This is a genomic window from Mesorhizobium sp. WSM4306 (assembly GCF_007003975.1).
Lineage (GTDB): Bacteria > Pseudomonadota > Alphaproteobacteria > Rhizobiales > Rhizobiaceae > Mesorhizobium.
Genome location: NZ_VFTC01000048.1, coordinates 1 through 25,204, shown reverse-complemented (window position 1 = coordinate 25,204; position 25,204 = coordinate 1). Strand labels below are relative to the sequence as shown.

The 25,204-nt window shown below is 63.6% G+C and carries 26 protein-coding genes; 15 read left to right on the top strand and 11 right to left on the bottom strand.

Going from position 1 to position 25,204, the window contains the following annotated elements:
- Positions 1-152: 152 nt before the first annotated feature.
- Together FJV77_RS31150 and clpS are read left to right on the top strand one after the other, a co-directional pair.
- Complete coding sequence (locus FJV77_RS31150) at positions 153-500, top strand: hypothetical protein (protein ID WP_142870162.1); 348 nt, start codon at positions 153-155, stop codon at positions 498-500.
- 132 nt (positions 501-632) lie between these two features.
- Positions 633-938, top strand: a complete 306-nt coding sequence (gene clpS / locus FJV77_RS31145) for an ATP-dependent Clp protease adapter ClpS (protein WP_142870161.1) — start codon at positions 633-635, stop codon at positions 936-938.
- A gap of 255 nt (positions 939-1,193) precedes the next feature.
- Here the strand turns inward: clpS and FJV77_RS31140 are convergent, their stop codons facing one another.
- The 4 genes from FJV77_RS31140 to FJV77_RS31125 are packed head-to-tail and all read right to left on the bottom strand — an operon-like array spanning position 1,194 to position 8,026.
- Positions 1,194-3,281 carry a hypothetical protein gene (locus FJV77_RS31140; protein ID WP_142870160.1) on the bottom strand — a complete coding sequence of 696 codons (2,088 nt, stop codon included), beginning with the start codon at positions 3,279-3,281 and terminating at the stop codon, positions 1,194-1,196.
- A 4-nt stretch (positions 3,282-3,285) separates the two neighbouring features.
- Entirely contained in the window at positions 3,286-6,111 is a 2,826-nt protein-coding gene (locus FJV77_RS31135) for a DUF4159 domain-containing protein (RefSeq protein WP_142870159.1), read from the bottom strand.
- A complete protein-coding gene (locus tag FJV77_RS31130; protein WP_142870158.1) occupies positions 6,108-7,022 on the bottom strand; it encodes a DUF58 domain-containing protein in 915 nt (304 codons plus the stop codon). The genes FJV77_RS31135 and FJV77_RS31130 overlap by 4 nt, the downstream gene beginning before the upstream one ends.
- Positions 7,022-8,026, bottom strand: a complete 1,005-nt coding sequence (locus FJV77_RS31125; RefSeq protein WP_112561102.1) for a MoxR family ATPase — start codon at positions 8,024-8,026, stop codon at positions 7,022-7,024. The genes FJV77_RS31130 and FJV77_RS31125 overlap by 1 nt, the downstream gene beginning before the upstream one ends.
- Positions 8,027-8,173: 147 nt before the next feature.
- Here FJV77_RS31125 and FJV77_RS31120 point away from each other — a divergent pair, with 147 nt between their 5' ends.
- Genes FJV77_RS31120 through FJV77_RS31110 form a run of 3 tightly spaced genes read left to right on the top strand, consistent with a single transcriptional unit; the run spans position 8,174 to position 10,703 of the window.
- On the top strand, positions 8,174-8,803 hold the full coding sequence (locus tag FJV77_RS31120) for a DUF1285 domain-containing protein (protein WP_142870166.1): 630 nt from the start codon (positions 8,174-8,176) through the stop codon (positions 8,801-8,803).
- Positions 8,803-9,435, top strand: coding sequence for a CoA pyrophosphatase (locus FJV77_RS31115; RefSeq protein WP_142870165.1), 633 nt, complete (start codon positions 8,803-8,805; stop codon positions 9,433-9,435). The genes FJV77_RS31120 and FJV77_RS31115 overlap by 1 nt, the downstream gene beginning before the upstream one ends.
- Positions 9,432-10,703 (top strand): CCA tRNA nucleotidyltransferase, encoded by a 1,272-nt coding sequence (locus FJV77_RS31110; RefSeq protein ID WP_142870157.1) that lies wholly within the window; start codon positions 9,432-9,434, stop codon positions 10,701-10,703. The genes FJV77_RS31115 and FJV77_RS31110 overlap by 4 nt, the downstream gene beginning before the upstream one ends.
- Before the next feature lie 10 nt (positions 10,704-10,713).
- On the opposite strand, the gene FJV77_RS31105 is transcribed toward FJV77_RS31110, so the two are convergent.
- The 3 genes from FJV77_RS31105 to hemF form a co-directional block, all read right to left on the bottom strand.
- On the bottom strand, positions 10,714-10,899 hold the full coding sequence (locus tag FJV77_RS31105; protein ID WP_142870156.1) for a DUF1059 domain-containing protein: 186 nt from the start codon (positions 10,897-10,899) through the stop codon (positions 10,714-10,716).
- A gap of 233 nt (positions 10,900-11,132) precedes the next feature.
- A complete protein-coding gene (locus FJV77_RS31100) occupies positions 11,133-11,393 on the bottom strand; it encodes a DUF1344 domain-containing protein (protein WP_142870155.1) in 261 nt (86 codons plus the stop codon).
- 244 nt (positions 11,394-11,637) lie between these two features.
- The gene (gene hemF, locus FJV77_RS31095) at positions 11,638-12,552 is read right to left on the bottom strand and encodes an oxygen-dependent coproporphyrinogen oxidase (protein WP_142870154.1); all 915 of its coding nucleotides are present in this window, start codon (positions 12,550-12,552) and stop codon (positions 11,638-11,640) included.
- A 112-nt stretch (positions 12,553-12,664) separates the two neighbouring features.
- Here hemF and FJV77_RS31090 point away from each other — a divergent pair, with 112 nt between their 5' ends.
- Positions 12,665-12,922, top strand: coding sequence for a hypothetical protein (locus FJV77_RS31090; RefSeq protein WP_006202578.1), 258 nt, complete (start codon positions 12,665-12,667; stop codon positions 12,920-12,922).
- A gap of 28 nt (positions 12,923-12,950) precedes the next feature.
- Here FJV77_RS31090 and FJV77_RS31085 read toward each other — a convergent pair whose 3' ends face one another.
- The 3 genes from FJV77_RS31085 to FJV77_RS31075 form a co-directional block, all read right to left on the bottom strand.
- Positions 12,951-13,598, bottom strand: coding sequence for a suppressor of fused domain protein (locus FJV77_RS31085; protein WP_142870153.1), 648 nt, complete (start codon positions 13,596-13,598; stop codon positions 12,951-12,953).
- 94 nt (positions 13,599-13,692) lie between these two features.
- Positions 13,693-14,175, bottom strand: a complete 483-nt coding sequence (soxR, locus tag FJV77_RS31080) for a redox-sensitive transcriptional activator SoxR (RefSeq protein ID WP_142870152.1) — start codon at positions 14,173-14,175, stop codon at positions 13,693-13,695.
- Positions 14,176-14,313: 138 nt separating this feature from the next.
- Positions 14,314-14,772: a tRNA (cytidine(34)-2'-O)-methyltransferase gene (locus FJV77_RS31075; RefSeq protein ID WP_142870151.1), complete on the bottom strand. Its 459-nt coding sequence runs from the start codon at positions 14,770-14,772 to the stop codon at positions 14,314-14,316.
- A 445-nt stretch (positions 14,773-15,217) separates the two neighbouring features.
- Here FJV77_RS31075 and FJV77_RS31070 point away from each other — a divergent pair, with 445 nt between their 5' ends.
- Genes FJV77_RS31070 through FJV77_RS31055 form a run of 4 tightly spaced genes read left to right on the top strand, consistent with a single transcriptional unit; the run spans position 15,218 to position 19,745 of the window.
- Complete coding sequence (locus tag FJV77_RS31070) at positions 15,218-15,607, top strand: hypothetical protein (protein WP_142870150.1); 390 nt, start codon at positions 15,218-15,220, stop codon at positions 15,605-15,607.
- Between the two features lie 27 nt (positions 15,608-15,634).
- A complete protein-coding gene (locus FJV77_RS31065) occupies positions 15,635-17,530 on the top strand; it encodes an ABC transporter ATP-binding protein (RefSeq protein WP_185970489.1) in 1,896 nt (631 codons plus the stop codon).
- Between the two features lie 10 nt (positions 17,531-17,540).
- Positions 17,541-19,424, top strand: coding sequence for an ABC transporter ATP-binding protein (locus FJV77_RS31060; protein ID WP_142870149.1), 1,884 nt, complete (start codon positions 17,541-17,543; stop codon positions 19,422-19,424).
- A gap of 9 nt (positions 19,425-19,433) precedes the next feature.
- Positions 19,434-19,745 (top strand): DUF6665 family protein, encoded by a 312-nt coding sequence (locus FJV77_RS31055; protein WP_142870148.1) that lies wholly within the window; start codon positions 19,434-19,436, stop codon positions 19,743-19,745.
- Between the two features lie 15 nt (positions 19,746-19,760).
- Here FJV77_RS31055 and FJV77_RS31050 read toward each other — a convergent pair whose 3' ends face one another.
- Entirely contained in the window at positions 19,761-20,105 is a 345-nt protein-coding gene (locus FJV77_RS31050) for a cupin domain-containing protein (protein ID WP_142870147.1), read from the bottom strand.
- A 314-nt stretch (positions 20,106-20,419) separates the two neighbouring features.
- On the opposite strand from FJV77_RS31050, the gene petA reads away from it, so the two are divergent.
- From petA to FJV77_RS31025, 5 genes are all read left to right on the top strand, one after another.
- On the top strand, positions 20,420-20,980 hold the full coding sequence (gene petA, locus FJV77_RS31045; RefSeq protein WP_112561092.1) for a ubiquinol-cytochrome c reductase iron-sulfur subunit: 561 nt from the start codon (positions 20,420-20,422) through the stop codon (positions 20,978-20,980).
- Positions 20,981-20,996: 16 nt separating this feature from the next.
- Complete coding sequence (locus FJV77_RS31040; protein ID WP_142870146.1) at positions 20,997-22,301, top strand: cytochrome b N-terminal domain-containing protein; 1,305 nt, start codon at positions 20,997-20,999, stop codon at positions 22,299-22,301.
- A 23-nt stretch (positions 22,302-22,324) separates the two neighbouring features.
- Positions 22,325-23,197 (top strand): cytochrome c1, encoded by an 873-nt coding sequence (locus tag FJV77_RS31035; protein ID WP_142870145.1) that lies wholly within the window; start codon positions 22,325-22,327, stop codon positions 23,195-23,197.
- A gap of 197 nt (positions 23,198-23,394) precedes the next feature.
- The gene (locus tag FJV77_RS31030) at positions 23,395-24,540 is read left to right on the top strand and encodes an alpha-hydroxy acid oxidase (protein ID WP_142870163.1); all 1,146 of its coding nucleotides are present in this window, start codon (positions 23,395-23,397) and stop codon (positions 24,538-24,540) included.
- A 9-nt stretch (positions 24,541-24,549) separates the two neighbouring features.
- The gene (locus FJV77_RS31025) at positions 24,550-25,095 is read left to right on the top strand and encodes an adenine phosphoribosyltransferase (RefSeq protein WP_142870144.1); all 546 of its coding nucleotides are present in this window, start codon (positions 24,550-24,552) and stop codon (positions 25,093-25,095) included.
- The last annotated feature ends 109 nt before the right edge of the window (positions 25,096-25,204 follow it).

Sequence of the window (25,204 nt, the reverse complement as noted above, 5' to 3'; positions counted from 1 at the left end):
TCAGGTGACGTGAACAATCACCAGCCTGCCATGACCGCCCTCTCTCAGCGAATTTGCAGAACTCTCAGTACACTACCGATTATCCCGTTGATGGGTGCCGGCCACCCAGGACTTTAACCCGTTTGCAATGCCGGTCCGATAGGACAGCCAGCATGAAGAAGCGGCTTTCATACATTCTGCGCTCGATGGCCATTGGCGGCCTTGTGGCCTCGGCTGTGGTCAGGGTGCTGATCCAGTTTACCGCCAGCCCGGTGCCCGATCCGGTGAGCGGGCGCACCGAGCCGTCGCTGTTCGCGCCGGCTATCTCCAGCAACTGGCAATACATAACGCCATGGCAGAGCCTGCTGCTTGCAGTGCTCACCGGCGGCACGCTGGCCTGCTTTGTCGGCTGGCTCGCTGTCGCCTGGATGGAGCGCAAGGCGGCCGGATCCAGGCCGGATGAGGCATCTGCCACACGGCAATTCCAGGCGCGTCGCATCATCGACCGTCAGGGCCGTTGAACCGCGGCAGACAGTTCCTAAATTTGTGAACGGCAGCACTCCCGGAAAGCCGGTTTCGCGCGCCGATCAAAATGGACGACCGCTTTCCCCCATGACAAAGTGAGAGCGACCCTCGCGCAATGCCGGTTTCCGATGCCTGAGATTGTCTCCAAACCCCGCACCAAGACCAAGCCGCAGACCGAGCGGCCGAAGCTCTACAAGGTCATCCTCGTCAATGACGATTTCACGCCGCGCGAATTCGTGGTGACGGTGTTGAAGGGCGAGTTCAAGCTCAGCGAAGATCAGGCGCGCCGGGTGATGATCACCGCCCACCAGCGGGGCGTCTGCGTCGTCGCCGTGTTCACCAGGGACGTGGCCGAGACCAAGGCGACGCGAGCCACCGATGCCGGCAAGGCCAAGGGCTATCCGCTGCTGTTTACGACGGAGCCGGAGGAGTGAGGAGTGGTCGTCCGTAGGGCGATCAATCGACAACGATTTGTCGATTGAAACGACGAACGCCCGAAGCCATAGCGGAGGGCAGGGCGCCGGCTCGCGGCGTAGGCAGCGGCCCTTCGCAGGCTCAGGGCGTTCGAAGCTCGAAAAGCCAAGCAATTGGCTTTTCGTCCGCTGCGCGGACCGCTTCTCACCCCCTCATCCGTCTCGGCGCTGCGCGCCGATCCACCTTCTCCCACAAGGGGAGAAGGAAAGCTGGTGCTACCTTCCCTCTCTGTACCACATCGCGCCCATGGCCAGCAGCAGCAGGCCGAGGCCGAGGAAGCCGCCGAACAGCGGCACACGCGAGACGGCTTTCAACACGCTGTCGTCGGTGGTGCGCAGGCCGATCCAGTCGGCGCCCGAGGCCGCGCCCGAGGCGCGGACCGGGACGATGGAGGGCAGGGCGACGCTGCCGGTGAGTTGGCCAAGGGTCGAGGACGCCGCCAGCCGGCGCACGCTGCCGCCGGTGGCTTCCGCCGGCGCCTTCAGCCGGTCTTCGGTGGAGATGACGTCGGAGAATTCCGGCGCGTTGACCGGGCCGACATGGGCAAGTGCGGTCAGGTCGCCATTGCCGATCTGGTAGAGGCCGATCTCCTTGGTCTCGATGCTGCCCAGGAACACGCCGGGTTCGGATTTCTCGAGCTTGACGATCAGCGCCTTGCCTGACGGGGTGATCACCTGGGCCGGGCCGGGGTCGTCGTTCATCGTCTGCCGGCGGATTTCCAGCACCATGCCGCGGCCGTCGGCGGTCAGCCGCTCTTCCTCGAGCTCGGGCTCCTTCATCAGCCAGTGCGCGATGCGGCGGTAGAGCTGGACATGCGGGCCGCCGCCCTCGAAGCCGCGCGCCCATAGCCAGCCCTGATCGGACAGGAGCATGCCGACGCGACCTTCGCCCTTGTGGTCGAGCAAAAGCAGGGGACGGTTGTCGGCGCCTTTCATCACCACTTCGCCTTCGGGATTCTGCACGCCGATGGTGCGGAACCAGCGGCTCCAGTGCGGCGGCTCGCTCGCCGAACCGTCGAGGCCGCGCGTCACCGGATGGCGCTGGCCAACATCGGTGAGGCGCGGATAGAAAGCCTTGTCGATGACTTCGCCGGTCGGCATCGCCGGCAGCGAAGACATCAGCGGCGTGCGGGCAATCGAGGCGTCGCCGGCATATTCCGGCCCGGCGGCAATCAAAAGTGCACCGCCCTTTTCGACATATTCGGAGATGTAGTCGTAGTAGAGGATCGGCAGCACATCGCGGTGCTGGTAGCGGTCGAAGATGATGAGGTCGAAATCCTTGATCTTCTCGACGAACAGCTCGCGGGTCGGGAAGGCGATCAGCGACAATTCATTGATCGGCGTGCCGTCCTGCTTTTCCGGCGGCCGCAAAATGGTGAAGTGGACGAGGTCGACCGAAGCGTCGGATTTCAACAGGTTGCGCCAGGTGCGCTCGCCGGCATGCGGCTCACCTGAAACCAAAAGCACGCGCAGGTTTTCGCGGATGCCGTCGATCAGCGCGATGGCGCGGTTGTTGGCGTCGGTCAGTTCGCCCGGCTCGCGGTCGATGGAGAGCTCGACGATGTTGCGGCCGGCGCCAGGAATGGTCACCTGCAGCGGCATGGGCTGGCCAATGGTAGCCTCTTCGACCGCGACCTGCTCGCCATTGACCGAGACGCGGACATCGACCGAGCCGGTTTCGCCGTCGGTGGCGATGACGCGGTAGGTCATATCGAGCGGCTTGCCGACCAGGCCGAAGCGTGGCGCGTTCTCGAAGCGGATGCGGCGGTCCTTTTCGTGCTCATTGCCGGTGATCAGCGCATGCAGCGGCGCGTTGAAGTCGGGGGCGGCCGGCGGCGCGTCGTGCACCTCGCCATCGGTGATCATGATGGCGCCGCCGATGCGCGATGGCGGCACGTCGCGGAAAGCGCCTTCGAGGGCTGCAAAAAGCTTGGTCTCGGTGCGCTCTTCGGCGGCTTCGGACTTGCCGGCCTCGACGACGCGCACGTCGAACTGCTTGAAGCGGCCAAGGCGCTGCTGCAACCCTGCCAGCGCTTCGTCTGTCTGTTTGGTCCGGTCGCCTATGTCCTGGCTTTGGCTGCGGTCGACGATGACGGCAACGACGCTTTTCAACGCCTCGCGCTCCTCGTCGAGGAAGACCGGGTTGAGCAAGGCTGCGCCCAGAGCAATCAGCGCGGCGAAGCGGAAGATCGCGCCGCGCTGGCGAAACCACAGGCCGACAGCCGCGAGCAGCAGCAAAGGCACCAACACCAAAGCCAACATTGGCCAGGACAGCAGCGGTTCAAAGGAGATCGACCAGTTCATGATCTTACTGCCCCAACCGTTCGAGCAGGATGGGCACGTGCACCTGATCGGATTTGTAGTTGCCGGTCAGCATGTACATCATGATGTTGACGCCGGCGCGCAGCGCATAGATACGCTGCATCGGGTCCGAGGGCACGGTCGGCAAGAGCGGATCACCATTCTCGTCGACGGCCCAGGCGCCGGCAAAATCATTGGCGGTGATCAGGATCGGCGAGACGCCGTCGCCGACGCGCACCGGCCGGTTTTCGGCATTGCTGGCGTCGAGCGAGGCTTCGACCCAGAGCGGGCTGCCGGCGAAGCGGCCGGGAAATTCGGGCAGGATGAAGAAGGATTTGGTTAGCACATGGTCGGCAGGCACCGGCTCCAGCGGCGGCACGTTGAGATTGCCGAGGATGTCGCGCAATCGTTCCGTCGCCGGGCTCGCCGAATCGGCGCCGATGCCGTTTGCAAACTGATCGCGGGTGTCGAACAGCACCGTGCCACCCTGCTGCATATAGGCGTCGATGCGGGCGATCGCGGCCTCGCTCGGCATCGGCGCGGAAGGGTCGATCGGCCAATAGATCAGCGGATAGAAGGACAGCTCGTCTTTCGAAATGTCGACGCCCGCCGGCGCGCCCGGCTCAAGCGCGGTCTTCTCGATCAGGAAGCGGGTCAGGCCTTCGAGCCCGGCGCGGCTGATCGAATCGTCACCTGGCACGCCGGTCAGCACATAGGCGATGCGGGTCTTGGCAATGTCTTCGATGGCTGCGGCGTCGCCCGGTTTGGCATCATCGGCGCGGGCGAGGTCGGCATGGCCAAACAGCATACCGAGGCCGAGCAGCAGCACAGCCGTCGTTGCCGCAGCCGTGCGGGTGCGGCGCGGCCGGCGTGACAACAGCCCGCCCATCCAGAACACAGCCAGCGTGTCGAGCAGCATCAGCACAAGTGCCGCGGTCACCAGCGGACCCTTGAGGTCGCGCGATTCATCGAAAGCATACTGGATATTGGTCACCGGTACCGTGAATTGCGGACGGCCCAGCGGCGCGAAGACGGTGGCCGGATCGAGCAGATTATGGGCGAAGACGCCGGTTTCCGAGCCGTAGAGGCCGGGCGGGTTCTCGAACGTCACGGGCAGCGGGCCGGCGACGGGCACCAGCGGCCGTGCGTCCGGCGTCGGCGGCACCAGCGTGCCGTCGGCCGCGATCATGCGATAAGGAGCCAGCGAGGTGGCGGCGGCTTCGGCGTTGGCGACCGCGGCGCCCTGGTTGCGCGACAGCTGCACGATGCGCCGAAGCATTTCGACGAAGCTGCCGGAGATCGGCAGCGTCGACCATGTCGCTTCCGGGGTGACATGAAACAGCACGAGCGTGCCCTTGCCCTTTTTCAGCCCGGTTACCAGTGGGGTGCCGTCGGCAAGCGTTGCCCAGGTGCGCTCGACGATATCGGGCGTCGGCTCGGCCAGGACCTGCCGGCTCACCGTGACTTCGGCCGGCGGCGCGAGGTCGGCAAAGGGGCCATTCTTCGGGAATTCGGTCACCGGCTGCGGCGTCGTCCATGATAGGGAGCCGCCGAGCGAGCGTTCGCCGGTGCGCAGCCTGACCGGCAGAAGATCGTCGTCATTACCTGCGGCGGCCAGCCGCGACCCGGCGAAGCGCACCAACGTGCCGCCATTGTCGACCCAGTCGACCAGCCGCTGATGGACCTGTGGCGGAATGGTGCCGATATCGGCCATGACGATCATCGCCGGCCTCTGGTCGAGGAGCTGCGGGATGGCATCGGCAAGGTCGGCGCTCGACGGTTCGACCAGATCGGCGAAGGGCTGCAGCGCGCGCCTGATGTAGTAGAGCGGCGACAGAAGCGGCTGCGCCTGGTCGGCCTCGGCCTGCGACAACAATCCGACGCGGCGGCGCTTCGAGCTTTCATCGAGCACGCGCACCGCACCTGCCTGGCGCTCGCCATCAAGGGCGATCGAGGCGAAGTCGTTGCGCAGCTCGAACGGCACCGCCATCGTGCCGGTGGCGGTGGTCTCGCCGGGTGCGAAAGTCAGCGTCGCATCGGCGATGCGCCGGCCCTTGTCATCAAAGGCGCCGGCGGTGACCTGCGCCGGCGCCGGATCGCCGGGTGCGCGAATGGCGGTCAATGCAAAGCCGTCGACCTGGTTCTCGGCGCCGGTGAGGCCGGTCAGAGCCAGGCGGTCGGAACTGGCCCAGACGACACGGGCGGCATTTTTCGACAGCAGCGTGTTGAAGGCGGCCTCGTCGCCTTTGGCCGCGAGGCCATCAGCCAGCACGGCGACGCTGGCGCCGGGCAAGGTCTCCAGCACGCCGGCAACACGGGCATAGACGGCAGGACGATCGGTCGGGATCGGCCGCGGTTTTGCCGCGCGCAGCCGGTCGAGAGCGGTTGCGGCGTCGAAGGGGCCGATCTCGGCATTCGGCTTTTCCGCGGTGAAGGCGATGACGACGGGGACGCCGTTCGAGCCGGCATCGGCGATCAGCCGCTGCGCGGTGGCGACGCGTTTGCCCCAGTCGGCGGCACTTGCCCAGTCATTGTCGATGACCAGTGCCAGGGCTGCCCCCTCGGCCGGCAGTTTTTCGCGCGGGTTGAAGACGGGTTCGGCCAAGGCGCCGACGACAAGGGCCGCCATCAGCAGCCGAAGCAGCGTCAGCCACCACGGGCTCTGCTGCGGCGTCTCCTCGCGCTTCAGCACGCGTGCCAGGATCTTAAGCGGCGGGAATACCTCGGTCCGCGGCTTGGGCGGCGTCAGCCTGAGCAGCCACCAGATCACCGGCAGCGCCAGCAAGCCCCACAACAACATGGGAGTACCAAAGGAGAGCGGCAGCCAGCTCATGCGCTGGCCTTCCCGGCGAACGCGCCATCCGCGGTCATCGCCATATGGATGCGCACCAGTGCCTCGGAAGCGAGGCGGTCGGTGTGGTTGACGGTGTAGCTCCAGCCGAGGCGCTTGCACCAGCCGGCCAGCTCCTGGCGGCGGGCGGTGTAGAGCAGGCGATATTCATCGCCGAGCATTTCCGCGCGACCGGCGGTCAGCTTGTCGCCGGTCTCGGGATCGGTGAATTCAGTGCGGCCGGCATAGGGAAAGGTCTCCTCAGCCGGCTCGGCGACCTCGATCAGATGCGCGCGCACGCCATGGCGCGCCAGCACGTCGAGCCAGGCCATGGTCTCCTCGACCGGATCGAGGAAATCGCTGACGATGACGATGTCGCAGAAGCGGCGAATGTTGGACAGGTCAGGCTTTGCCGGCGGATCGGCGGCGTGCATCAACTGCGCTGCGATACGCTCGGCGCCGTTGCGGGCGGTGAACGGATCGGTCAGGCCCGGCCAGGCGATGCGCTCGCCGCTGCGCGACAACAGTTCGGCCATGGCCAGCGCCAGCACCAGCGCGCGCGATTCCTTGGACACGCTGGCGCCGGTGGATTTGTAGAGCATGGAGGGCGAGGGGTCGGCCCACAGCCACACCGTATGGGCGGCCTCCCATTCGCGGTCGCGCACATAGGTATGATCGTCGCGGGCCGAGCGGCGCCAGTCGATGCGCGAGGAATCGCCTTCGACATAGGGGCGGAACTGCCAGAAGTTCTCGCCGATGCCGCGCTTGCGGCGGCCATGCCAGCCGGCAATCACCGTGTTGACGATGCGGCGCGCTTCGACCAGCAGGTCGGGTACCAGCGAAGCCCGCAACCGGCCCCTGGCGAGCGCGTCGCGCGTCGCTGCCGGTGCCTGGACTTCGCCGATACGCGCCATCAGATGCCTTTGGCCAGTTTCGCCACCACGTCACGCACGGTCGTGCCCTCGGCGCGGGCGGCGAAGGTCAGCGCCATGCGATGCTGCAGGACAGGCTCGGCCAGTGCGCGGATGTCGTCGACCGACGGCGCCAGCCGTCCGTCATAAAGCGCGCGGGCGCGGGCGCAGAGCGTCAGCGCCTGACTGGCGCGCGGGCCCGGACCCCAGGCGACGTGCTTGTCGGTCTCGGCATTGCCCTGGCCGGGGCGCGCCGAACGCACCAGCTTGAGGATGGCGTCGACGACGCTTTCCGGCACCGGCATGCGGCGGATCAGCGTCTGGATCTCCTTCAGCCGCACAGGCTGCAGGACGTTTTGCGCCTTTGCATCCTCAATGCCGGTGGTTTCCAAGAGGATGCGCCGCTCCGCCTCGATTTCGGGATAGAGGATGTCGACCTGCATCAGGAAGCGGTCGAGCTGCGCCTCGGGTAGCGGATAGGTGCCTTCCTGCTCCAGCGGGTTCTGCGTCGCCAGCACATGGAAGGGCGCGGGCAGGTCGTGGCGAACGCCGGCGATGGTGACGTGATATTCCTGCATTGCCTGCAGCAGCGCCGACTGGGTGCGCGGCGAGGCGCGGTTGATTTCGTCGGCCATCAGCAATTGCGCGAAGATCGGCCCGGAGATGAAGCGGAAGGAGCGCTTGCCGGCTTCGTCCTGCTCCATCACTTCGGAGCCGAGAATGTCGGACGGCATCAGGTCAGGGGTGAACTGGATACGGCGCGAATCGAGGCCGAGCACGACGCCGAGCGTTTCGACCAGCTTGGTCTTGGCCAAGCCCGGGACGCCGACCAGCAGCGCATGGCCGCCGGCGAGCAGCGCCACCAGCGTGCGTTCGACCACCGCTTCCTGGCCGAAGATGACACGGCCGACACCGTCGCGGACCCTGGAAATATCGGCCAGCGCCGCCTCCGCCTGGGCGATCATGTCCTTTTCATTGATCGGGCTTTCCTTGACCATCACGCTCATGCCGCATCGATCCTTGTTCTGGAAGTACCGGCTTGCACTGTAGCAGTGCCGCAGAATGCCGCGATTCGGCCTCGCCTGGCGCCTGCATTTCAACTTAAATCACAGACTTAGGCTGACAAGCGGAACAACAGTGACTATTTCGTGACCATGACGGAACGCTCCGAACATCGCGAACAAAACCTTACTGGTGCCACAGAGGCGCGTGGCCTGGAGGCGCTGATCTCGCGCGCCACCCGCGCCGGCAAGGGCGCGGCACCGGTAGAGCGCTGGAATCCGGACTTTTGCGGCGATCTCGACATGGAGATCAAACAGGACGGCACCTGGTTTTATCTGGGCACGCCGATCGGCCGCATGCCGCTGGTGCAGCTGTTTTCCACCGTGCTGCGCAAGGACGAGGATGGCAGGACCTATCTGGTGACGCCGGTGGAACGGGTCGGCATCCGCGTCGTAGACGCGCCGTTCATTGCCGTCGAACTGGACGTTTCCGGCGCCGGCGCCGGGCAGATCATCACTTTTCGCACCAATGTCGGCGATGTCGTAGAGGCCGGGCCCGGCCATCCGCTGCGCTTCGTCGACGAGAACGAGACCGGCGGGCTAAAACCCTATGTGCTGGTGCGCGGACGGCTGGAAGCACTGGTGGCGCGGCCGGTAATGTATGAACTGGTCGAGCACGGCGAGGAGATCGACATCGGCGGCAAGACGATGTTTGCCGTGCGCTCGAAAGGCGAGGTCTATCCGATCATGCCGGCGGAAAAACTGAAATGGCTGAGCGCATGATGGATCAGGTGATGCCGCCGCCATTTTCCACAGCGGATTTTCGGGCGCGGGTCGCGGCGCAGGCTGAAGCCCATGCCGGCGACGATTATGGCGACCATCGCTTCAACCCCGGCCATCCCAGGCTGACGCAACTGAAGGCGCTGCGCGATGCCGCCGTGCTGATCCCGGTCGTCGACCACGGACGCGATGCGACCGTGCTCTTGACCAAGCGGGCGGAAAAGCTGCGCAGCCATTCCGGGCAAGTGGCTTTCCCCGGCGGTACGATCGATCCGACCGATCCGACACCGGAAGCAGCAGCGCTGCGCGAGACTTTCGAGGAAATCGGGCTTGGCCAGGACCGCATCGAGATCATCGGCCGCATGCCCGATTATGTCGCCGGCAGTGGCTATCGTATCGCCCCGGTGCTGGCGATCGTGAAGCCGGGCTTCACTCTGTCGCTCAATGCCGACGAGGTCGATGCCGCCTTCGAAGTGCCGCTCTCGTTCCTGATGGATCCGGCCAACCACACCAGGGACAGCCGCATGTGGAACGAGCTCGAATGGTTCTTCTACGAAATGCCCTATGGCGGCCAGCGCATCTGGGGCGTCACCGCCGGCATCATCCGCACGCTCTATGAAAGGCTCTATGCTTGAGTGATCCGATATCGCTGGCGGGCAAGGCGGACTGGCTCGGTGAAAAACATCTGCAGCGGCTGCTTGCCGTGCTGGCGCAAAGCGGTGAAGAAGCCCGTATCGCCGGCGGCGCGGTGCGCAATGCGCTGATCGGTCAGCTGGTGGCAGATATCGATATCGCCACGACCTGCCTGCCCGAGGAAACAATCCGCCGCGCCGAAGCGGCGGGCTTCAAGGCGGTGCCGACCGGCATCGAACACGGCACGATCACGGTGATCGCCGGTGGCACGCCCTATGAAATCACCACGCTGCGCGCAGACATCGAGACCGACGGCCGCCGCGCCAAAGTGACGTTCGGCCGCGACTGGAAGGCCGACGCCGAACGGCGCGATTTCACCATCAACGCACTGTATGCCGAGGCCGACGGCACGGTCATCGACCTGGTCGGCGGTGTCGGCGATATCGAGGCGCGCAGGCTGCGCTTCATCGGCGATGCCGAGCAGCGCATCCGCGAAGATTATCTGCGCATCCTGCGCTTCTTCCGCTTCTTCGCCTGGTATGGCGACGGCCGGCCTGATGCCGAGGGACTGAAAGCCTGCGCACGGCTCAAGGACGGGCTCGAAAAACTCTCGGCGGAGCGCATCTGGTCCGAGCTGAAGAAGCTTCTGTCGGCCCCGGACCCGTCGCGCGCGCTGTTATGGATGCGCCAGGCCGGCGTGCTGACCGGCGCCCTGCCGGAGAGTGAGAAATGGGGCATCGATGCCATTCACGGGCTGACAAAGACCGAGAAGGATCTGGGCTGGGCGCCGGATCCGCTGCTCAGGCTGGAGGCCATTGTGCCGCCCGATGCGGCGCGGATGACGACACTGGCTGAGCGGCTGAAGCTGTCCACCAATGAGGCGGAGCGCCTGCGACACTGGGCGCTGACGGGTGCCATCGAACCGAAGACGAGTGAAGCGGAGCTGGCAAAGCTGCTTTATGCAGGCCATCGCCAGGGCTTTGTCGATCGCTTTCGGCTGTCGCTCGCCTCGGCGCGGTCGCGCGCCGTCGAGGACAATGACGCGCTTGTCCAGGCCGGCGGTTTTTCGCGCCTGCTGGCCTTTGCGCTGAAATGGGAAAAGCCGGTATTTCCGGTCAAGGGTGCCGATCTGACGGCGCTTGGCGCGTCGCCGGGACCGAAACTCGGCGCGATCCTGAAAAACCTGGAAAAGGAATGGATCGGTGCCGGCTTTACGCTCGATCGCGACGCGCTGCTTGAGCGCGCCGCAGAAGCCTTGAAGGCCGGCTAAGGTATTTTATTCAGGCCGCGTCGCGGACCTTTTCGATGCGCGAACGGATCGCTTCGATCATCGTCTCGCGGATGACCGTTTCGCCATGCGTCTCGCGCAAATGGTCGACGGCGCGGCGCATGACCTCGGCTTCCTCGTCGGCACGAGTGTGCCAGTCACAGCCGGGAACCAGCGAGCCGCAATGGAACTCCTTCATAGGATTTTCTCCTTTCCTCCTGGGAGCCTGTGCCTCTCATGGGCACGAAGCTCCGCCACCTTTGTTTCGCGCCCAGTCGCAGCAGTCGGTTTTGGGGGCACGTACGGGGGAACAAGCATAACACGGTTCGGCGGTTTTGGTTGCCGTGGGCGCGAAAAAGGCGGAGCAGCGCTGCTCCGCCTCTCTACGCTACCCCGGAGCAAGACCAGCTTGGTCTTGTCCCGACAGGGCCGTCACTTCACGATCTTGACGGACTCGGCAACTTTGTTCTTGCCGCTCATGTCCCAGGAAACGCGGACCTTTTCGCCGGCCTTCAGGCCAGGATCCTTGAAGGTCTTGGGCAGCGTAAAGGTCGATCCATCGTCCAGAACAAGGTTCATGGCCGTTCCATCATAGGTTTTGACCGTGCCCGTGGTGTGCTTGACCGCGGCAAAGGCAACCGAGCCTGAAGCGAGAAGGGCAGCGGCGGCTGCCGTTACAATGAGCTTTCGCATGGTAAGTACTCCTGGAAAATGCGGACATCCGTTTCTTGAGAATGCTCCGCCTTGTTCAGGGCCGTCCGGTAGCGTCGTGTCGCGGTTCGGGACTGAACCACCGGCGCTTCCCGGCCCGGAAACGACAAATAGTCGTTTTATTTCAATTGCCTATTAGACGAAAAAGATAATCAGGACGCCACATTGCCTGCCCAGATTCGGCGAATGGGACAGCTTTGCGGCTCACGCTCCGCTCACCGATTTGTTACGGCCACCTGACCTCCGGCGGCAGGCTGGACAGGATCGAGGCGACATTGCCGCCGGTCTTCAGGCCGAAGATGGTGCCGCGATCGTGAAGAAGGTTGAATTCGACGTAACGGCCGCGGCGGATGAGCTGTTCGTCGCGGTCGTCATCTGTCCAGTTTTCGTTGAAATGGGCTCGAACCAGGTGGCCGTAGACGACGAGAAAAGAACGCCCGACATCCTGGACGAAATTCAAATCGGCATTCCAGCCGCCTTTGTCCTCGCCCGAATGCAGCCAGTCGAAAAAGATGCCGCCGACGCCGCGCGGTTCGTTGCGGTGCGGCAGATAGAAATACTCGTCGCACCAGGCCTTGAATTTGGGGTGGTCGGCGACGGCGGCATTCTTCTCGCAGGCGAACTGCATGGCGCGGTGGAAGGCGACCGTGTCGGGGTGATCCTCGGTGCGGTTGCGGTCGAGCACCGGGGTCAGGTCGGCGCCGCCGCCGAACCAGTGGCGCGACGTCACGACCATGCGGGTGTTCATGTGCACGGCCGGCACGTTGGGGCTCCAGGGATGGGCGATCAGGGAAATGCCTGATGCCCAGAAGCTCGGGTCTTCCTCGGCACCGGGCATCTGCTTGCGGAATTCCGGCGAGAACTCGCCATAGACGGTGGAGGTGTGGACACCGACCTTCTCGAAAACGCGGCCACGCATCATCGACATGGTGCCGCCGCCACCCTTGCCCTGGTCGCGCTCCCACGGCGTCCTTTCGAAGCGACCGGGCGACCAGGCGGCCAGCGGCCCCTGCAGTTCCTGCTCGATCTGCTCGAAAGTGGTGCAAATGCGCTCGCGCAGCGTCTCGAACCAGAGCCTGGCCTTCATCTTCTTCTGTTCGATGTCGGCCGGCAGGCCTGCCGGTATTTCAGGTCGTTCCAAAATCAGGTCTCCGGTCGCAGCCGACAAATGACTCGTCTTTTTAGGGCGCGATCCCTAATCTCTTAAGGGCAAGGGTCAAGTGTCATCTGGTCAAGGCCCCAGGAGTTCTTTCATGCGCACCCCGGCAAGACCGCCGCTGGATGGCTTGAAGAAGCGGCTCGACCGTTCGCGCGCCGAGCGCGAGCGCATGCCGCGCGACGGTTTTCTGCGTGAAACCTTCGTCCTGCCGCGTTCGGATGCGCGGCTCAAAGCCAAGGAATGGTTCGAACGCTTTCCCAAGCAGGCCTACTGGACCGAGATCGAAAGCTGGTTCGAACGGCCGGGAGATGTGATCGAATTCACCATAAGGCGGCTGCCTGCAGCGGATTAGGGGTGGACCAAGGCGGAGGGCATGCGCCCTACACGCAGGATTGCCGTGCCGGGTTGAAGACGACGGGATAGGCGTGCTCGTCGAGCATATCGAGGAACGCATCCAATCCTTTTGTCTTGATGAAGTCCAACTCCATGCCAGAGATCAAATGGACGCAAAGGATTGCAACCTCATCGTCGTCGATGGTGAGCTGCTCTGCAATACGTTGGTCCGGGGCGATGATGGGCGTCAAAAACAGGAAAGTTCTGAAGTCCGACCCTGAGGCTGGCGGCCAGGGCATCGCAATGCGGTGGCCAAAGCCCAACCATGTATTGTCTATGAACGGATACTCCGCCAGCCACCTAAGATTGCTCAGGATCTTCGGTTCAGGTTCACGAACGTACCACATCAACTCAGCCCGCCGCTTGATGCCGTCGCCAACGGTTGGAGGAACAGCCATGCGCCGATCGCTCATGCCGTTGGTAAGGAGCACAAGGCCGCCACCCACGGGATCGATGAGTGAGAAGTCTCGGCCGAACGCAAGAACCTCGACGCTATCAGGCCCGTTGGCGGGGAAGACATGGGCGGGTTCACCCAGCTCTTCGGTATAGGCAGATCTTCTGTGTTCGCTGTTGGGGCTTCCGGATTTCGGTGGCTCGCCTCCGAGAAATCTCTTCAAACCTGGAAGCCGAACCATTTCCCATCCGCTCCTAACGTGCCAACCACGCATGGCATGATTTCAGTCGCATGACTTATTGCTCCCTGTCATCGGGGTGCGCGTTCATCTGCTATTATTTCGTCTCGGGGCTTTCTTGCCGCGCGTATATACCAGGGAGAACCATTAGCCGCCGCGCTCCCGCTCCCTCCCTTGCCAGCCGATCCTCTCTGTTTCTCAAGGGGCATTTGTCGATCGACATGCAGCCGCAGCCGATGCAGTCGGTCAGGCCATCGCGCAGCTTCTTCAACTGGCTGATCTTGCGGTCGAGGTCGTCGCGCCAGCCGGTCGACAAGAGGTTCCAGTCCTCACGCGTCGGCGTGCGGCCTTCGGGCAGGGATTGAAGCGCCGCCGCGATCTCGGCCAGCGAGATGCCGACCTCCTGCGCGACCCGGATGATCGCCACCCGCCGCAGCACGTCGCGGCCATAGCGCCGCTGGTTGCCTGACGTGCGGTGGCTGCGGATCAGGCCGCGCGCCTCGTAGAAATGCAGCGCCGACACCGCCACGCCGCTGCGCATGGCCACCTGGCCAACCGTCAATTCCTTTGCCGGAGCCATTTCGACTTTTCCGCTTGACCTCAACTTAAGTTGAGCTTGTAGCCAAGAAATGTCGATAGGGCAATTGAGGAGAAGGCGATGTGCGCCTGGGTGAGAATGACGCAAGAAATAAAGGCCGTTCGCGACGGCGACGAGGAATTAGCCGAGCTGCCGGATCGCTTCGCCGGCGACCATGGCGACGGACAGCGCGACGTTGATGCTGCGTGTGCCCGGCTGCATCGGGATCGTCAGCCGCGCATCCGCCACCTGATGGACAGGATCTGGTACCCCAGCCGATTCTCGGCCGAACAGCAGGATGTCGCCGGCGGCGAAGTTGAAGCCCGTGTAGGCGGTCGCGGCTTTGGTGGTGAGCAGCACCAGCCGGCGCTCGCTCGCTTGGCGCCAGTCCTCGAAGGCGTTCCAGTCGACATGCCGGGTCAGAGCGGCCATTTCGAGATAGTCCATGCCGGCTCGCTTGAGCGCTTTGTCGGAGAGCGGGAAGCCTGCCGGCTCGATAATGTCGACGCCAAGACCGAGGCAGGCGGCGAAGCGCAGGATTGTCCCGGTGTTGCCGGCAATGTCAGGCTGGTAGAGCGCGATGCGGAGACGGTGGTTCATTTCCGCGTCTTTCTAATAAGTGGCAGATCGGCCACAGCGGGCTCCTGGTTTTGGAAATTGCTGGACCTGCGGGTGGCCATTTTCTGCGAAGTCGATTATACCGCACGCATTGTCAACCCGAACCGATGGAGGGGTATTTCATGATGGCCATGCACATCCAGCGCCCCTCCCGTGGGCTTACCTGCCTGCCGGCGGTTTCGGTACGACGATTTACCTGACTTCTTAGATTTGATCGCACCGATTCCCGCCGAACCCAGTTTTCGGCTTTCGAAGGAATCCTGCGATGTTTTTCAACCTGTTGAAGGGGCCAAGCGCCCCAGTTGAGCGTGTCCTGACCGAGGTGTCCCCTCGTGTCCCGACCGATGCAATCCGTGCCTCCGGCCGAATGCCCGCGCACGACACTGCTTCGCTTTTTTATCTCTATTTGCACACGGAGGACGGACCAATGTTCGATCCCTATAAAATACCTGGTTCAAGAAGCCTGCACGAGCGCAAGACGGCGACCTGGGCGTTGCTGATCGGCGAGACCTATTCGTCGGCGGTTCACGCCGAGACGCGCCGGCGTCCGCATCGCGGCATGTTGCCGGATGTCGATTTCTCGCGCGCGGTTCCTGACCACAGCCGGCCGTCGCTGGTGCGCCGGATCATCCGGCTGATCCGGCCGGGCGCGAAAAACCGGGCTGGCGGCGGCGTGCCGTCAGGTCAGTCGAATGCGTCTGTCGGCGAAAAGCCCGCAAGTCCCTATATTGCGCGAAGCAGGACCGATGGCCCGGGTGATTCCGGGCCGTCGGTCCTCGACGCCGTACGCTCCGGGGACTTCTCCCGCGCCGCGTGAGCGGACAACAGTTTTGTGAGCATCACGATGTTTAACTGGTTTGAAAAAAGGCTCGATCCGTTCCCGGCAGCGGAACCGGTCGAGCCGCCGAAGACGCTGGTTGCCTTCTGCGTGCATTATACGCGTGGCGCGTGGCCCTACATCATCGTCGATGCGGTTCTGGTGACGGCGATCGCGGTCGCCGAAGTGTGGATGTTCGGCTTCATGGGCCGTATCGTCGATTGGCTGTCCGGCCAGAATCGCGAAACCTTCCTGCAGACCGAGAGCTGGAAGCTCGCCGGCATGGCCTTCGTCGTGCTGTTCGCGCTGCCGGGCACGGTATGGCTGCATTCGCTGCTCAACCAGCAGACGCTGATGGGCAACTACCCCATGCGCATCCGTTGGCAGGTGCATCGCTACCTCTTGAAGCAGTCGATGAGCTTCTACCAGGACGAGTTCGCAGGCCGCATCGCCACCAAGCTGATGCAGACGGCACTCGCCGTGCGCGAATGCGTCATCAAGGTGATCGACGTCCTCAACTACGTCATCGTCTATTTCCTCGGCATGCTCTTCATCGTCGGTTCGGCCGACTTGCGGTTGGCAGCCCCGCTTGGCGTCTGGCTGCTCGGCTATATCGGGCTGTTGCGCTACTTCATTCCGAAGCTCGGCAAGGTCGGCGAGGCGCAGGCCAATGCGCGCTCGACCATGACCGGCCGCGTCGTCGACAGCTACACCAACATCCAGACGGTCAAGCTGTTTTCCCATGCGCGCCGCGAAGCAACGTTCGCCAAAGAGGGGATGGCCGGCTTCCTCGACACGGTCTACCGGTCGATGCGGCTGGTGACGGTGCTGTACGGTCTGCTCTACATCCTCAACGCGTTGCTGCTGTTCTCGGTCACCGCGCTGGCGTTGTGGCTGTGGCTCGGCCAGGTGGTGACGATCGGCGCGGTTGCCGTGGTAATCGGCCTTGTGCTCAGGATGTGGGGCATGTCGCAGTGGATCATGTGGGAAATGTCTGGCCTGTTCGAGAACATCGGTACGGTGCAGGACGGCATCGCCTCGATCTCGCTGCCACGCCTGGTCGAGGACCGGCCGGGGGCGAAGGACATTGCCGTCACCAAGGGTGAGATCCGCTTCGACGATATCCGCTTCCACTACGGCAAGCAGAAGGGCGTCATCGAGAGCCTGTCGCTGACGGTGAAGCCCGGCGAGAAGGTCGGCATTGTTGGCCGCTCTGGTGCCGGCAAGTCGACGTTGGTCAATCTCCTGCTGCGGTTCTACGACCTCGAGAACGGCCGGATCCTGATCGACGGCCAGGAGATCGCTTCGGTGACGCAGGATTCGCTGCGCGCACAGATCGGCATGGTGACGCAGGACACCTCGCTGCTGCACCGTTCGGTGCGCGACAACATTCTCTATGGCCGGCCTGACGCCAGCGAGGAGATGCTCGTCGAGGCAGCCGGGCGGGCCGAGGCGCTGGAGTTCATCGCCGGGCTTTCGGACCACACTGGACGCAAAGGGCTCGACGCCCATGTCGGCGACCGCGGCGTCAAATTGTCCGGCGGCCAGCGGCAACGCATCGCCATAGCTCGCGTTATGTTGAAGGACGCGCCGATACTTATCCTTGACGAAGCGACCTCGGCGCTGGATTCCGAAGCCGAGGCCGCCATCCAGGAGAATCTCTACAAGCTCATGCAAGGGAAGACCGTCATCGCCATCGCGCACCGGCTGTCGACCATTGCGGCGATGGACAGGCTCGTCGTCCTCGACAAGGGCCGTATCATCGAGGAGGGGACGCACGAGGAACTCGTCGCCAGCGGCGGGCTCTACGCGCAGCTGTGGCAGCGTCAGTCGGGCGGGTTCCTGCTCGACGACGATCCGGTCGACGCCGCCAATGACGCCGTTGCCAACGATATCGGCATGAAAGGTGAAGCCGCGGAATGATGACGTCAGCATGATGACAGCCGTCTATCGCTGGTTCGAGAACTGGGTCTTTCCGTTCAGGGAGCCCGCGATTCTTCGGCCACCGTCAGGCGTCGGCGGCTTCCTCTGGCACTATGTCGGGCAGGCGAAATTCGCCTTCTTCGCCATGCTGGTCATCGGCGGCATCGCGCCGCTGGTCGAGGCCGGGCTGTTCTACTTCGTCGGGCGACTGGTCGATATCCTCGACCAGTTGCCTGGCGAGCGTAGCTGGCACGCGCTGTGGACTGCCGCCGGTCCCGAGCTTGTCTTCATGGTCGCGGTGGTGCTGGTTATCCGCACCGTCGTGGTCGGCCTGTCGGCGCTGGTCGACGAGCAGACCATTACACCGGGCTTCTACAATCTGGTGCGCTGGCAGGCGCATCGGCACGTATCGCGACAGTCCTACACTTTCTTCCAGAACGATTTTGCCGGTCGCATCGCGACAAAAGTCTGGCAGGCGGGGCAAGCGACCGGCGACCTGATGGAGAGTTTCATCGAGGTCATCTGGTTCATGCTCATCTATACGGTGACGACGCTGGCGCTGGTCGCGGGGCTCGATCTGCGCCTGGCCATGCTGGTGGTGATCTGGATCCTCGCTTTCGCCTGGCTGGCCAAGCTCTATCTGCCCTCGATCCGCAGGCATGCCGAGGCCACGGCTGAAGCTGGTTCGATGATCAATGGGCGCATCATCGATTCCTATTCCAACGTGCAGACGCTGAAGCTGTTCTCGGCCGATGGCGACGACCGCTACATCCGGAACGGCTTCGACATCTATCTCGACGCGCTGCGGCCTTTCACCCGCCGGCTGACCGGCGTGCGCATGGCGCTGACGACGCTGTCGGGCATTATGATCTCAGCGATTGGCTGCTTTGCGGTCTATCTCTGGGTCGAAGGGTCGATCACCGTCGGCGCCGTCGCCTTCACGCTGTCGCTGGTGCTGCGGCTCAACATGCTGCTCGGGCGGGTGATGATGCAGCTCAACGGCATTTTGCGAAACCTCGGCGTGCTGGAGAACTCCAAGGCGCTGATCTCGCAGTCGCTCGGCCTCATCGATGCGCCCGACGCCAAGGAGCTTGTCGTGGCCGGCGGTCGCATCGACGTGAAAAATGTCGAGTTCCATTACGGCAAGGGGTTCGGTGTGCTCAACGGCATCGACCTTGTGGTGCGGCCGGGCGAAAAGGTCGGGCTGGTCGGGCCGTCGGGTGCCGGCAAGACGACGCTCGCCAACCTGATCCTGCGGCTCTACGACCTCGAGAGCGGACAGATCACCATTGACGGCCAGAACATCGCTGAGGTGACACAGAATTCGCTGCGCGCCAATATCGGTGTCGTCAGCCAGGACACCGCGCTCTTCCATCGCTCGCTACGCGACAACATCAAGCTCGGCATGCCTGATGCAACCGACGCCGAGGTGATCGCGGCGGCGAAGAAGGCCGAGGCGCACGAGTTCATACTGGGTCTGCGCGACAACCGGGACCGTTCTGGCTACGAGGCCTTTGTCGGCGAACGCGGCGTCAAACTGTCGGGCGGCCAGCGCCAACGTGTGGCGATCGCACGCGTCTTCCTCAAGGATGCGCCGATCCTGATCCTCGACGAGGCGACATCGGCGCTCGATTCCGACATCGAGGCGGCGATCCAGGAGAATCTGACGCGGCTGATGGAGAACAAGACGGTCATTGCCATCGCGCATCGGCTGTCGACCATTGCAGCACTCGATCGTCTCGTGGTGCTGGACGGCGGCCGCATCGTCGAACAAGGTACGCATGACGAGCTGGTGGCGCTGGACGGGCTCTATTCGCGGCTGTGGAAACGGCAGTCCGGCGGCTTCCTCTATCACGAGGAAAGCGTGCTGGAAGAGACACGGCCGGCGGAGTAAAACGCGATCATGTCGGTCAGGATGCCCTCGAATTTTGGACAAAGCAGCGCGCAGGAGCGCGCGCTGGACCTGCTCGGCCACGAGATACTGGCCGAAAAAGCGGCCGCCCTCGGCCGCACTGGCCAACGTGTCGAGGAAACGCTGAAGAAGCTGCGCGAGAATCGTGAGCAAGACCAGCGCGCCCGGCTGCTGAAGGAAGCCGCCGCGGCGGTGCATGCCTATTTCATCCAGCGCGAACTTTGCGGCTTACGCCGGCATGAGTCGGTGATCCGCGAATACGACATCCCAAGGGCGGTGCTGGTCAGGCTCGGCGCCAGCTAAAGGCTGCCGGCAACGTCATTCTAGCCATTCGGTGATGAAGCTGCCGCTTTCGTGGATGTCGGTCGATTCGAGCGGGCCTGGGCCGAGATTGGTGAATTTGTGCGGTGTGTTCGGTGGCACGATGAGGATCTGGCCGGCCGTGGCCTCGATCTGCTGGTCGCCGATCGAGAACAGGCCGGTCCCCTGGCGGACGATGAAGATCTCGCAATAGGGGTGGGTGTGCAGCCGCGGGCCGCCGCCGATCTCCGCCTGGTAATTGAAGATCAGGCAAGAGTTGGAGCCATGGGCGGCGAGTTGCAATTCGCCCTGCCAAAGGCCGGGCGTCCTGGTCCAGGTCTCGCGGTCGATGATGTGTGCCATGCCAGCGAGACTAGATCACGGCAACCTGTCCTGTCGAGACAGGCGGGATGCCCAGGATTTGCTGATATTTCCCTGTTGTTTAGCCGCCTTTGCCGGCCTTTGGACATCTGGCCGACTGACGCGCTCTTCTGTCCCCGCGACAATCTGCCCTTGTGGCCTCACCCCGCTGGACAAAAACAGGCTTCACGCATAAACCGAACTCCAAATGCCGGAGGAATTCGCTAGCTTGTTCGCCATGCGCTGTCGGGCCGGCGCGATGGAGCGGGAACAAAGCTCGACCGCCGGCTCGGAAGAGGCGAAAGGATCAGGCACCCGTGAGCGCAACCGACACCCAGGATCCCAACCGTCGTGATTTTCTCTACGTCGCCACCGGCATGGCCGCAGTGGTCGGCGCAGGGGCCGTCGCCTGGCCGTTCATCGACCAGATGCGCCCCGATGCCTCGACGCTGGCGCTGGCCTCGGTCGAGGTCGATGTTTCCTCGCTGACGCCCGGCATGTCCTTGATCGTCAAATGGCGCGGCAAGCCGGTCGTGGTGCGCAACCGCACCGAGCAGGAGATGAAGGACGGCGAGGCCGTCAATCTTGCCGATCTCAAGGATCCGATCGCCCGCAACGCCAATCTGCCGGCTGACGCGCCGGCGACCGACGCCAACCGCACCACGCCCGGCAAGGAAGCCTGGATGGTGATGGTGCAGGTCTGCACGCATCTGGGATGTATTCCGCTCGGTCAGGAAGGCGATTTCGGCGGCTGGTTCTGCCCGTGCCATGGCTCGGTGTACGATACCGCCGGCCGTATCCGCAAAGGCCCGGCGCCGGAGAACATGGCCGTGCCGGTATTCAAGTTCATTTCCGATACCAAAATCCTTATCGGTTGAGGCAGGGGATATTTCGATGAGCGAGGGACACTCGACCTATACGCCCAAGACCGGTATCGAACGCTGGTTCGACGCCCGCATGCCGCTGCCGCGCATGGTCTATGACAGTTTCATCGCCTATCCGGTGCCGCGCAACCTCAACTATGCCTGGACCTTCGGCGGCATCCTGGCGATCATGCTGGTGGCGCAGATCCTGACCGGCATCGTGCTGGCCATGCACTATACGGCCGACACCAATCTCGCTTTCGGCTCGGTCGAGAAGATCATGCGCGACGTGAATTCGGGCTGGCTGTTGCGCTATCTCCATTCCAACGGCGCCTCGTTCTTCTTCGTCGCCGTCTACATCCACATCTTCCGCGGGCTCTATTACGGCTCCTACAAGGCGCCGCGCGAGCTGCTGTGGATTCTCGGCTGCATCATCTACCTCTTGATGATGGCGACCGGCTTCATGGGCTATGTGCTGCCCTGGGGTCAGATGAGCTTCTGGGGCGCTACCGTCATTACCGGCTTCTTCAGCGCCATTCCATTGGTCGGCGACTGGATCCAGCAGCTGCTGCTCGGTGGTTTTGCCGTCGACAATCCGACGCTCAACCGCTTCTTTGCGCTGCATTACCTGTTGCCGTTCATGATTGCCGGCGTCGTCGTGCTGCACGTCTGGGCGCTGCATGTGGTGGGCCAGTCGAACCCGACCGGCATCGAGGTCAAGTCGAAGACCGACACCGTCGCCTTCACGCCCTATGCGACCATCAAGGACGCGTTCGGCATGATCGTGTTCCTGTTCGTCTTCGCCTATTTCGTCTTCTACCTGCCGAATTTCCTCGGCCATCCCGACAATTACACGGTCGCCAACCCGCTGAAGACGCCGGCTCACATCGTGCCGGAATGGTACTTCCTGCCATTCTACGCGATCCTGCGTGCCATCACCTTCAACATCGGGCCGATCAACTCCAAGCTCGGCGGTGTGCTGTGCATGTTCGGCGCCATTGTCATGCTGTTCCTGGTGCCGTGGCTCGACACCTCCAAGGTGCGCTCGGCGGTCTACCGGCCCTGGTACAAGCTGTTCTTCTGGCTCTTCGTGGCCGACGCCATCCTGCTCGGTTGGCTGGGCTCGCAGCCGGCTGAAGGCAGCTTCGTGTTCATGGCGCAGATGGCGACGCTGTTCTACTTTGCCTTCTTCCTCGTCGTCCTGCCGGTGCTCGGCTTGATCGAGACGCCGCGCAGGCTGCCGAATTCGATCACTGAGGCGGTGCTGGAGAAGAACAAGGGTGCCGGTGGGGGACATCCGGCAGGTGCGAACGCCGCGCCGGAAACCAAGGGCTGAGCGAGAATCTAAGGGGATTTGGCATGAAAAAGATTCTCACCTCGCTCGCCCTGCTTGGCCTGTTGGCTGGCGGCATCGGAGCGGTCGGCAGCGTGGCGATGGCCGCTGAAGAGGCGCATAACGCGGCGGCGCCGACGCATTTCCCGATCGACGAGCCGAAGGAAATGGACTGGAGCTTTGCCGGCCCGTTCGGCACCTACGACAAGGCGCAGCTGCAGCGCGGCCTGAAGGTCTACAAGGAAGTCTGCTCGGCCTGCCACTCGATGAATTTGGTGGCGTTCCGTACGCTGGAAGGCCTCGGCTATTCGGAAGCGCAGGTGAAGTCCTTTGCCGCCGAATACACCATCCATGACGGTCCCAACGATGCAGGCGACATGTTCGACCGGCCGGGTAAGCCGTCGGACCATTTCCCGGCGCCGTTCGCCAATGAGGAGGCGGCTGCCGCCTCGAACGGTGGCGCAGCCCCGCCCGACATGTCGCTGCTGGCCAAGGCACGCGGTGTCGAGCGCGGCTTCCCGCGCTTCGTCTTCGATATCTTTACCCAGTACGCCCAGGGCGGCCCGGATTACATCCATTCGCTGCTGACCGGCTACGACGAGACGCCGCCGGCGGGAATGGTCATCCCGGAAGGCACCCACTACAATCCGTACTTCATGTCCGGCGTTTCGCTGAAGATGCCGAAGCCGCTGTCCGACGGCCAGGTGACCTATGATGACGGTTCGCCGCAGACGGTCGACCAGTATTCGCGCGACGTCTCGGCCTTCCTGATGTGGGCGGCCGAACCGCATATGGAAGACCGCAAGAAGACCGGCTTCCGCGTGCTGGTGTTCCTGGCTTTGTTCGGGACGCTGATGTATCTGACCAAGCGCAAGGTTTGGGAAGGCGTGGCGCATTAAGCCGTCGCTATCCCTGTGAAATCGGCAAGGGCGTCTTCGGGCGCCCTTTTTGCTTGCCGAAGCGGGCAGGGATTCAGCGCCTGGGCGCGACCACCCGTCCAATCAAACAAGTCCGTTGGCACGGCGCCATGCTATTGGTATTGCACGCGCGGCCGGCGATGAAAGATTGCCGGCGCCATGGCATTTGGAAATCGATGATGCGGCTACGCGACTGTCACAACTTTTCCGATTTCCGGCGCATGGCACAGCAGCGGCTGCCGGGGCCGATCTTCAACTACATAGACGGCGCGGCCGACGACGAGGTCACCTATCGCCGCAACACCGAGAGTTTCGAGCGCTGCGACCTTGTTCCCAATGTGTTGCGCGGTGTCAGCGAGATCGACATGTCGGTGACCGTGATGGGCCAGAAACTGGCCATGCCCGTCTATTGCTCGCCGACCGCCTTGCAGCGGCTGTTCCATCATCAGGGCGAGCGTGCGGTGGCCAAGGCTTCGGCCAAGTTCGGCACGATGTTCGGCGTGTCCTCGCTCGGCACGGTGAGCCTCGAGGAAGCGCGCAAGATCAGCAGCAGCCCGCAGGTCTACCAGTTCTATTTCCACCGGGATCGCGGCCTCAACCGGGCGATGATGCAGCGGGCCAAGGCGGTCGGCGTCGAGGTGATGATGCTGACCGTTGACAGCATCACCGGAGGTAACCGCGAGCGCGACAAGCGCACCGGCTTTGCCATTCCCTTCAAGCTCAACCTTGCCGGCATGCTGCAGTTTGCGCTCAAGCCCGGCTGGGCGATCAACTATTTCACCCATGAGGGGTTCAAGCTGCCGCAGCTCGACGAGCATGTCGACATGGGCGGCGGCACGATGTCGATCAGCCGCTACTTCACCGAGATGCTCGATCCGTCGATGACCTGGGACGACGTCGCCGAGATGGTCAGGCTGTGGGGAGGCCCGTTCTGCCTCAAGGGCGTCATGTCGGTGGAGGATGCCAAACGCGCCGTCGAGATCGGCTGCAGCGGCATTGTGCTGTCGAACCATGGCGGCCGGCAGCTGGACGGCTCGCGGGCGGCCTTCGACCAGCTGGCCGAGATCGTCGACGCCGTCGGCGACAGAATAGACGTCATCATGGATGGCGGCGTGCAGCGCGGCACGCATGTGCTGAAGGCGCTGTCGCTCGGGGCCAAGGCTGTCGGCGTCGGTCGCTACTATCTGTTCCCGCTGGCGGCGGCCGGCCAGCCAGGGGTCGAGCGGGCGCTCGAGCAGATGCGGGTCGAGATCGAGCGCGGCATGAAGCTGATGGGCTGCAGTTCGATCGAACAATTGTCGCGCACGAATCTCCGTTTCAGGTAATCTCGGCTCATGAAATCCTCGCTCGAAGACACGCTGCTCGCCGCGATCCGCACCATTCCGGACTATCCCAAGCCCGGCATCCTGTTTCGCGACATCACCACGCTGCTCGGCAATGCGCGTGCCTTCCGCCGCGCCATTGACGAGCTGGTGCATCCCTATGCCGGCCAGAAGATCGACAAGATCGCCGGCATCGAGGCGCGCGGCTTCATCCTCGGCGGCGCCGTCGCGCATCAGCTTTCGGCTGGCTTCGTGCCAATCCGCAAGAAGGGCAAGCTGCCCTACGAGACGGTGCGCGTCGCCTACAGCCTGGAATACGGGCTGGACGAGATGGAGATGCACAAGGACGGTATTGTGCCGGGCGAGAAGGTGATCCTGGTCGACGACCTGATCGCCACCGGCGGCACGGCGGAGGCTGCGGTCAAGCTGCTCAGGCAGATCGGCGCCGATATCCTCGCCGCATGCTTTGTCATCGATTTGCCGGATCTGGGCGGGCGCGCCAAGCTGGAAGCGCTCGGGGTTCCGGTGCGAACGCTGATCGGGTTTGAGGGACATTGAGCTGAGCGGTTCTCCCTTCTCCCCTTGTGGGAGAAGGTGGCCTCGCGAAGCGAGGTCGGATGAGGGGTGTTCCAGGGAACGCCGACGTCTCACTCCGCTGGAACACCCC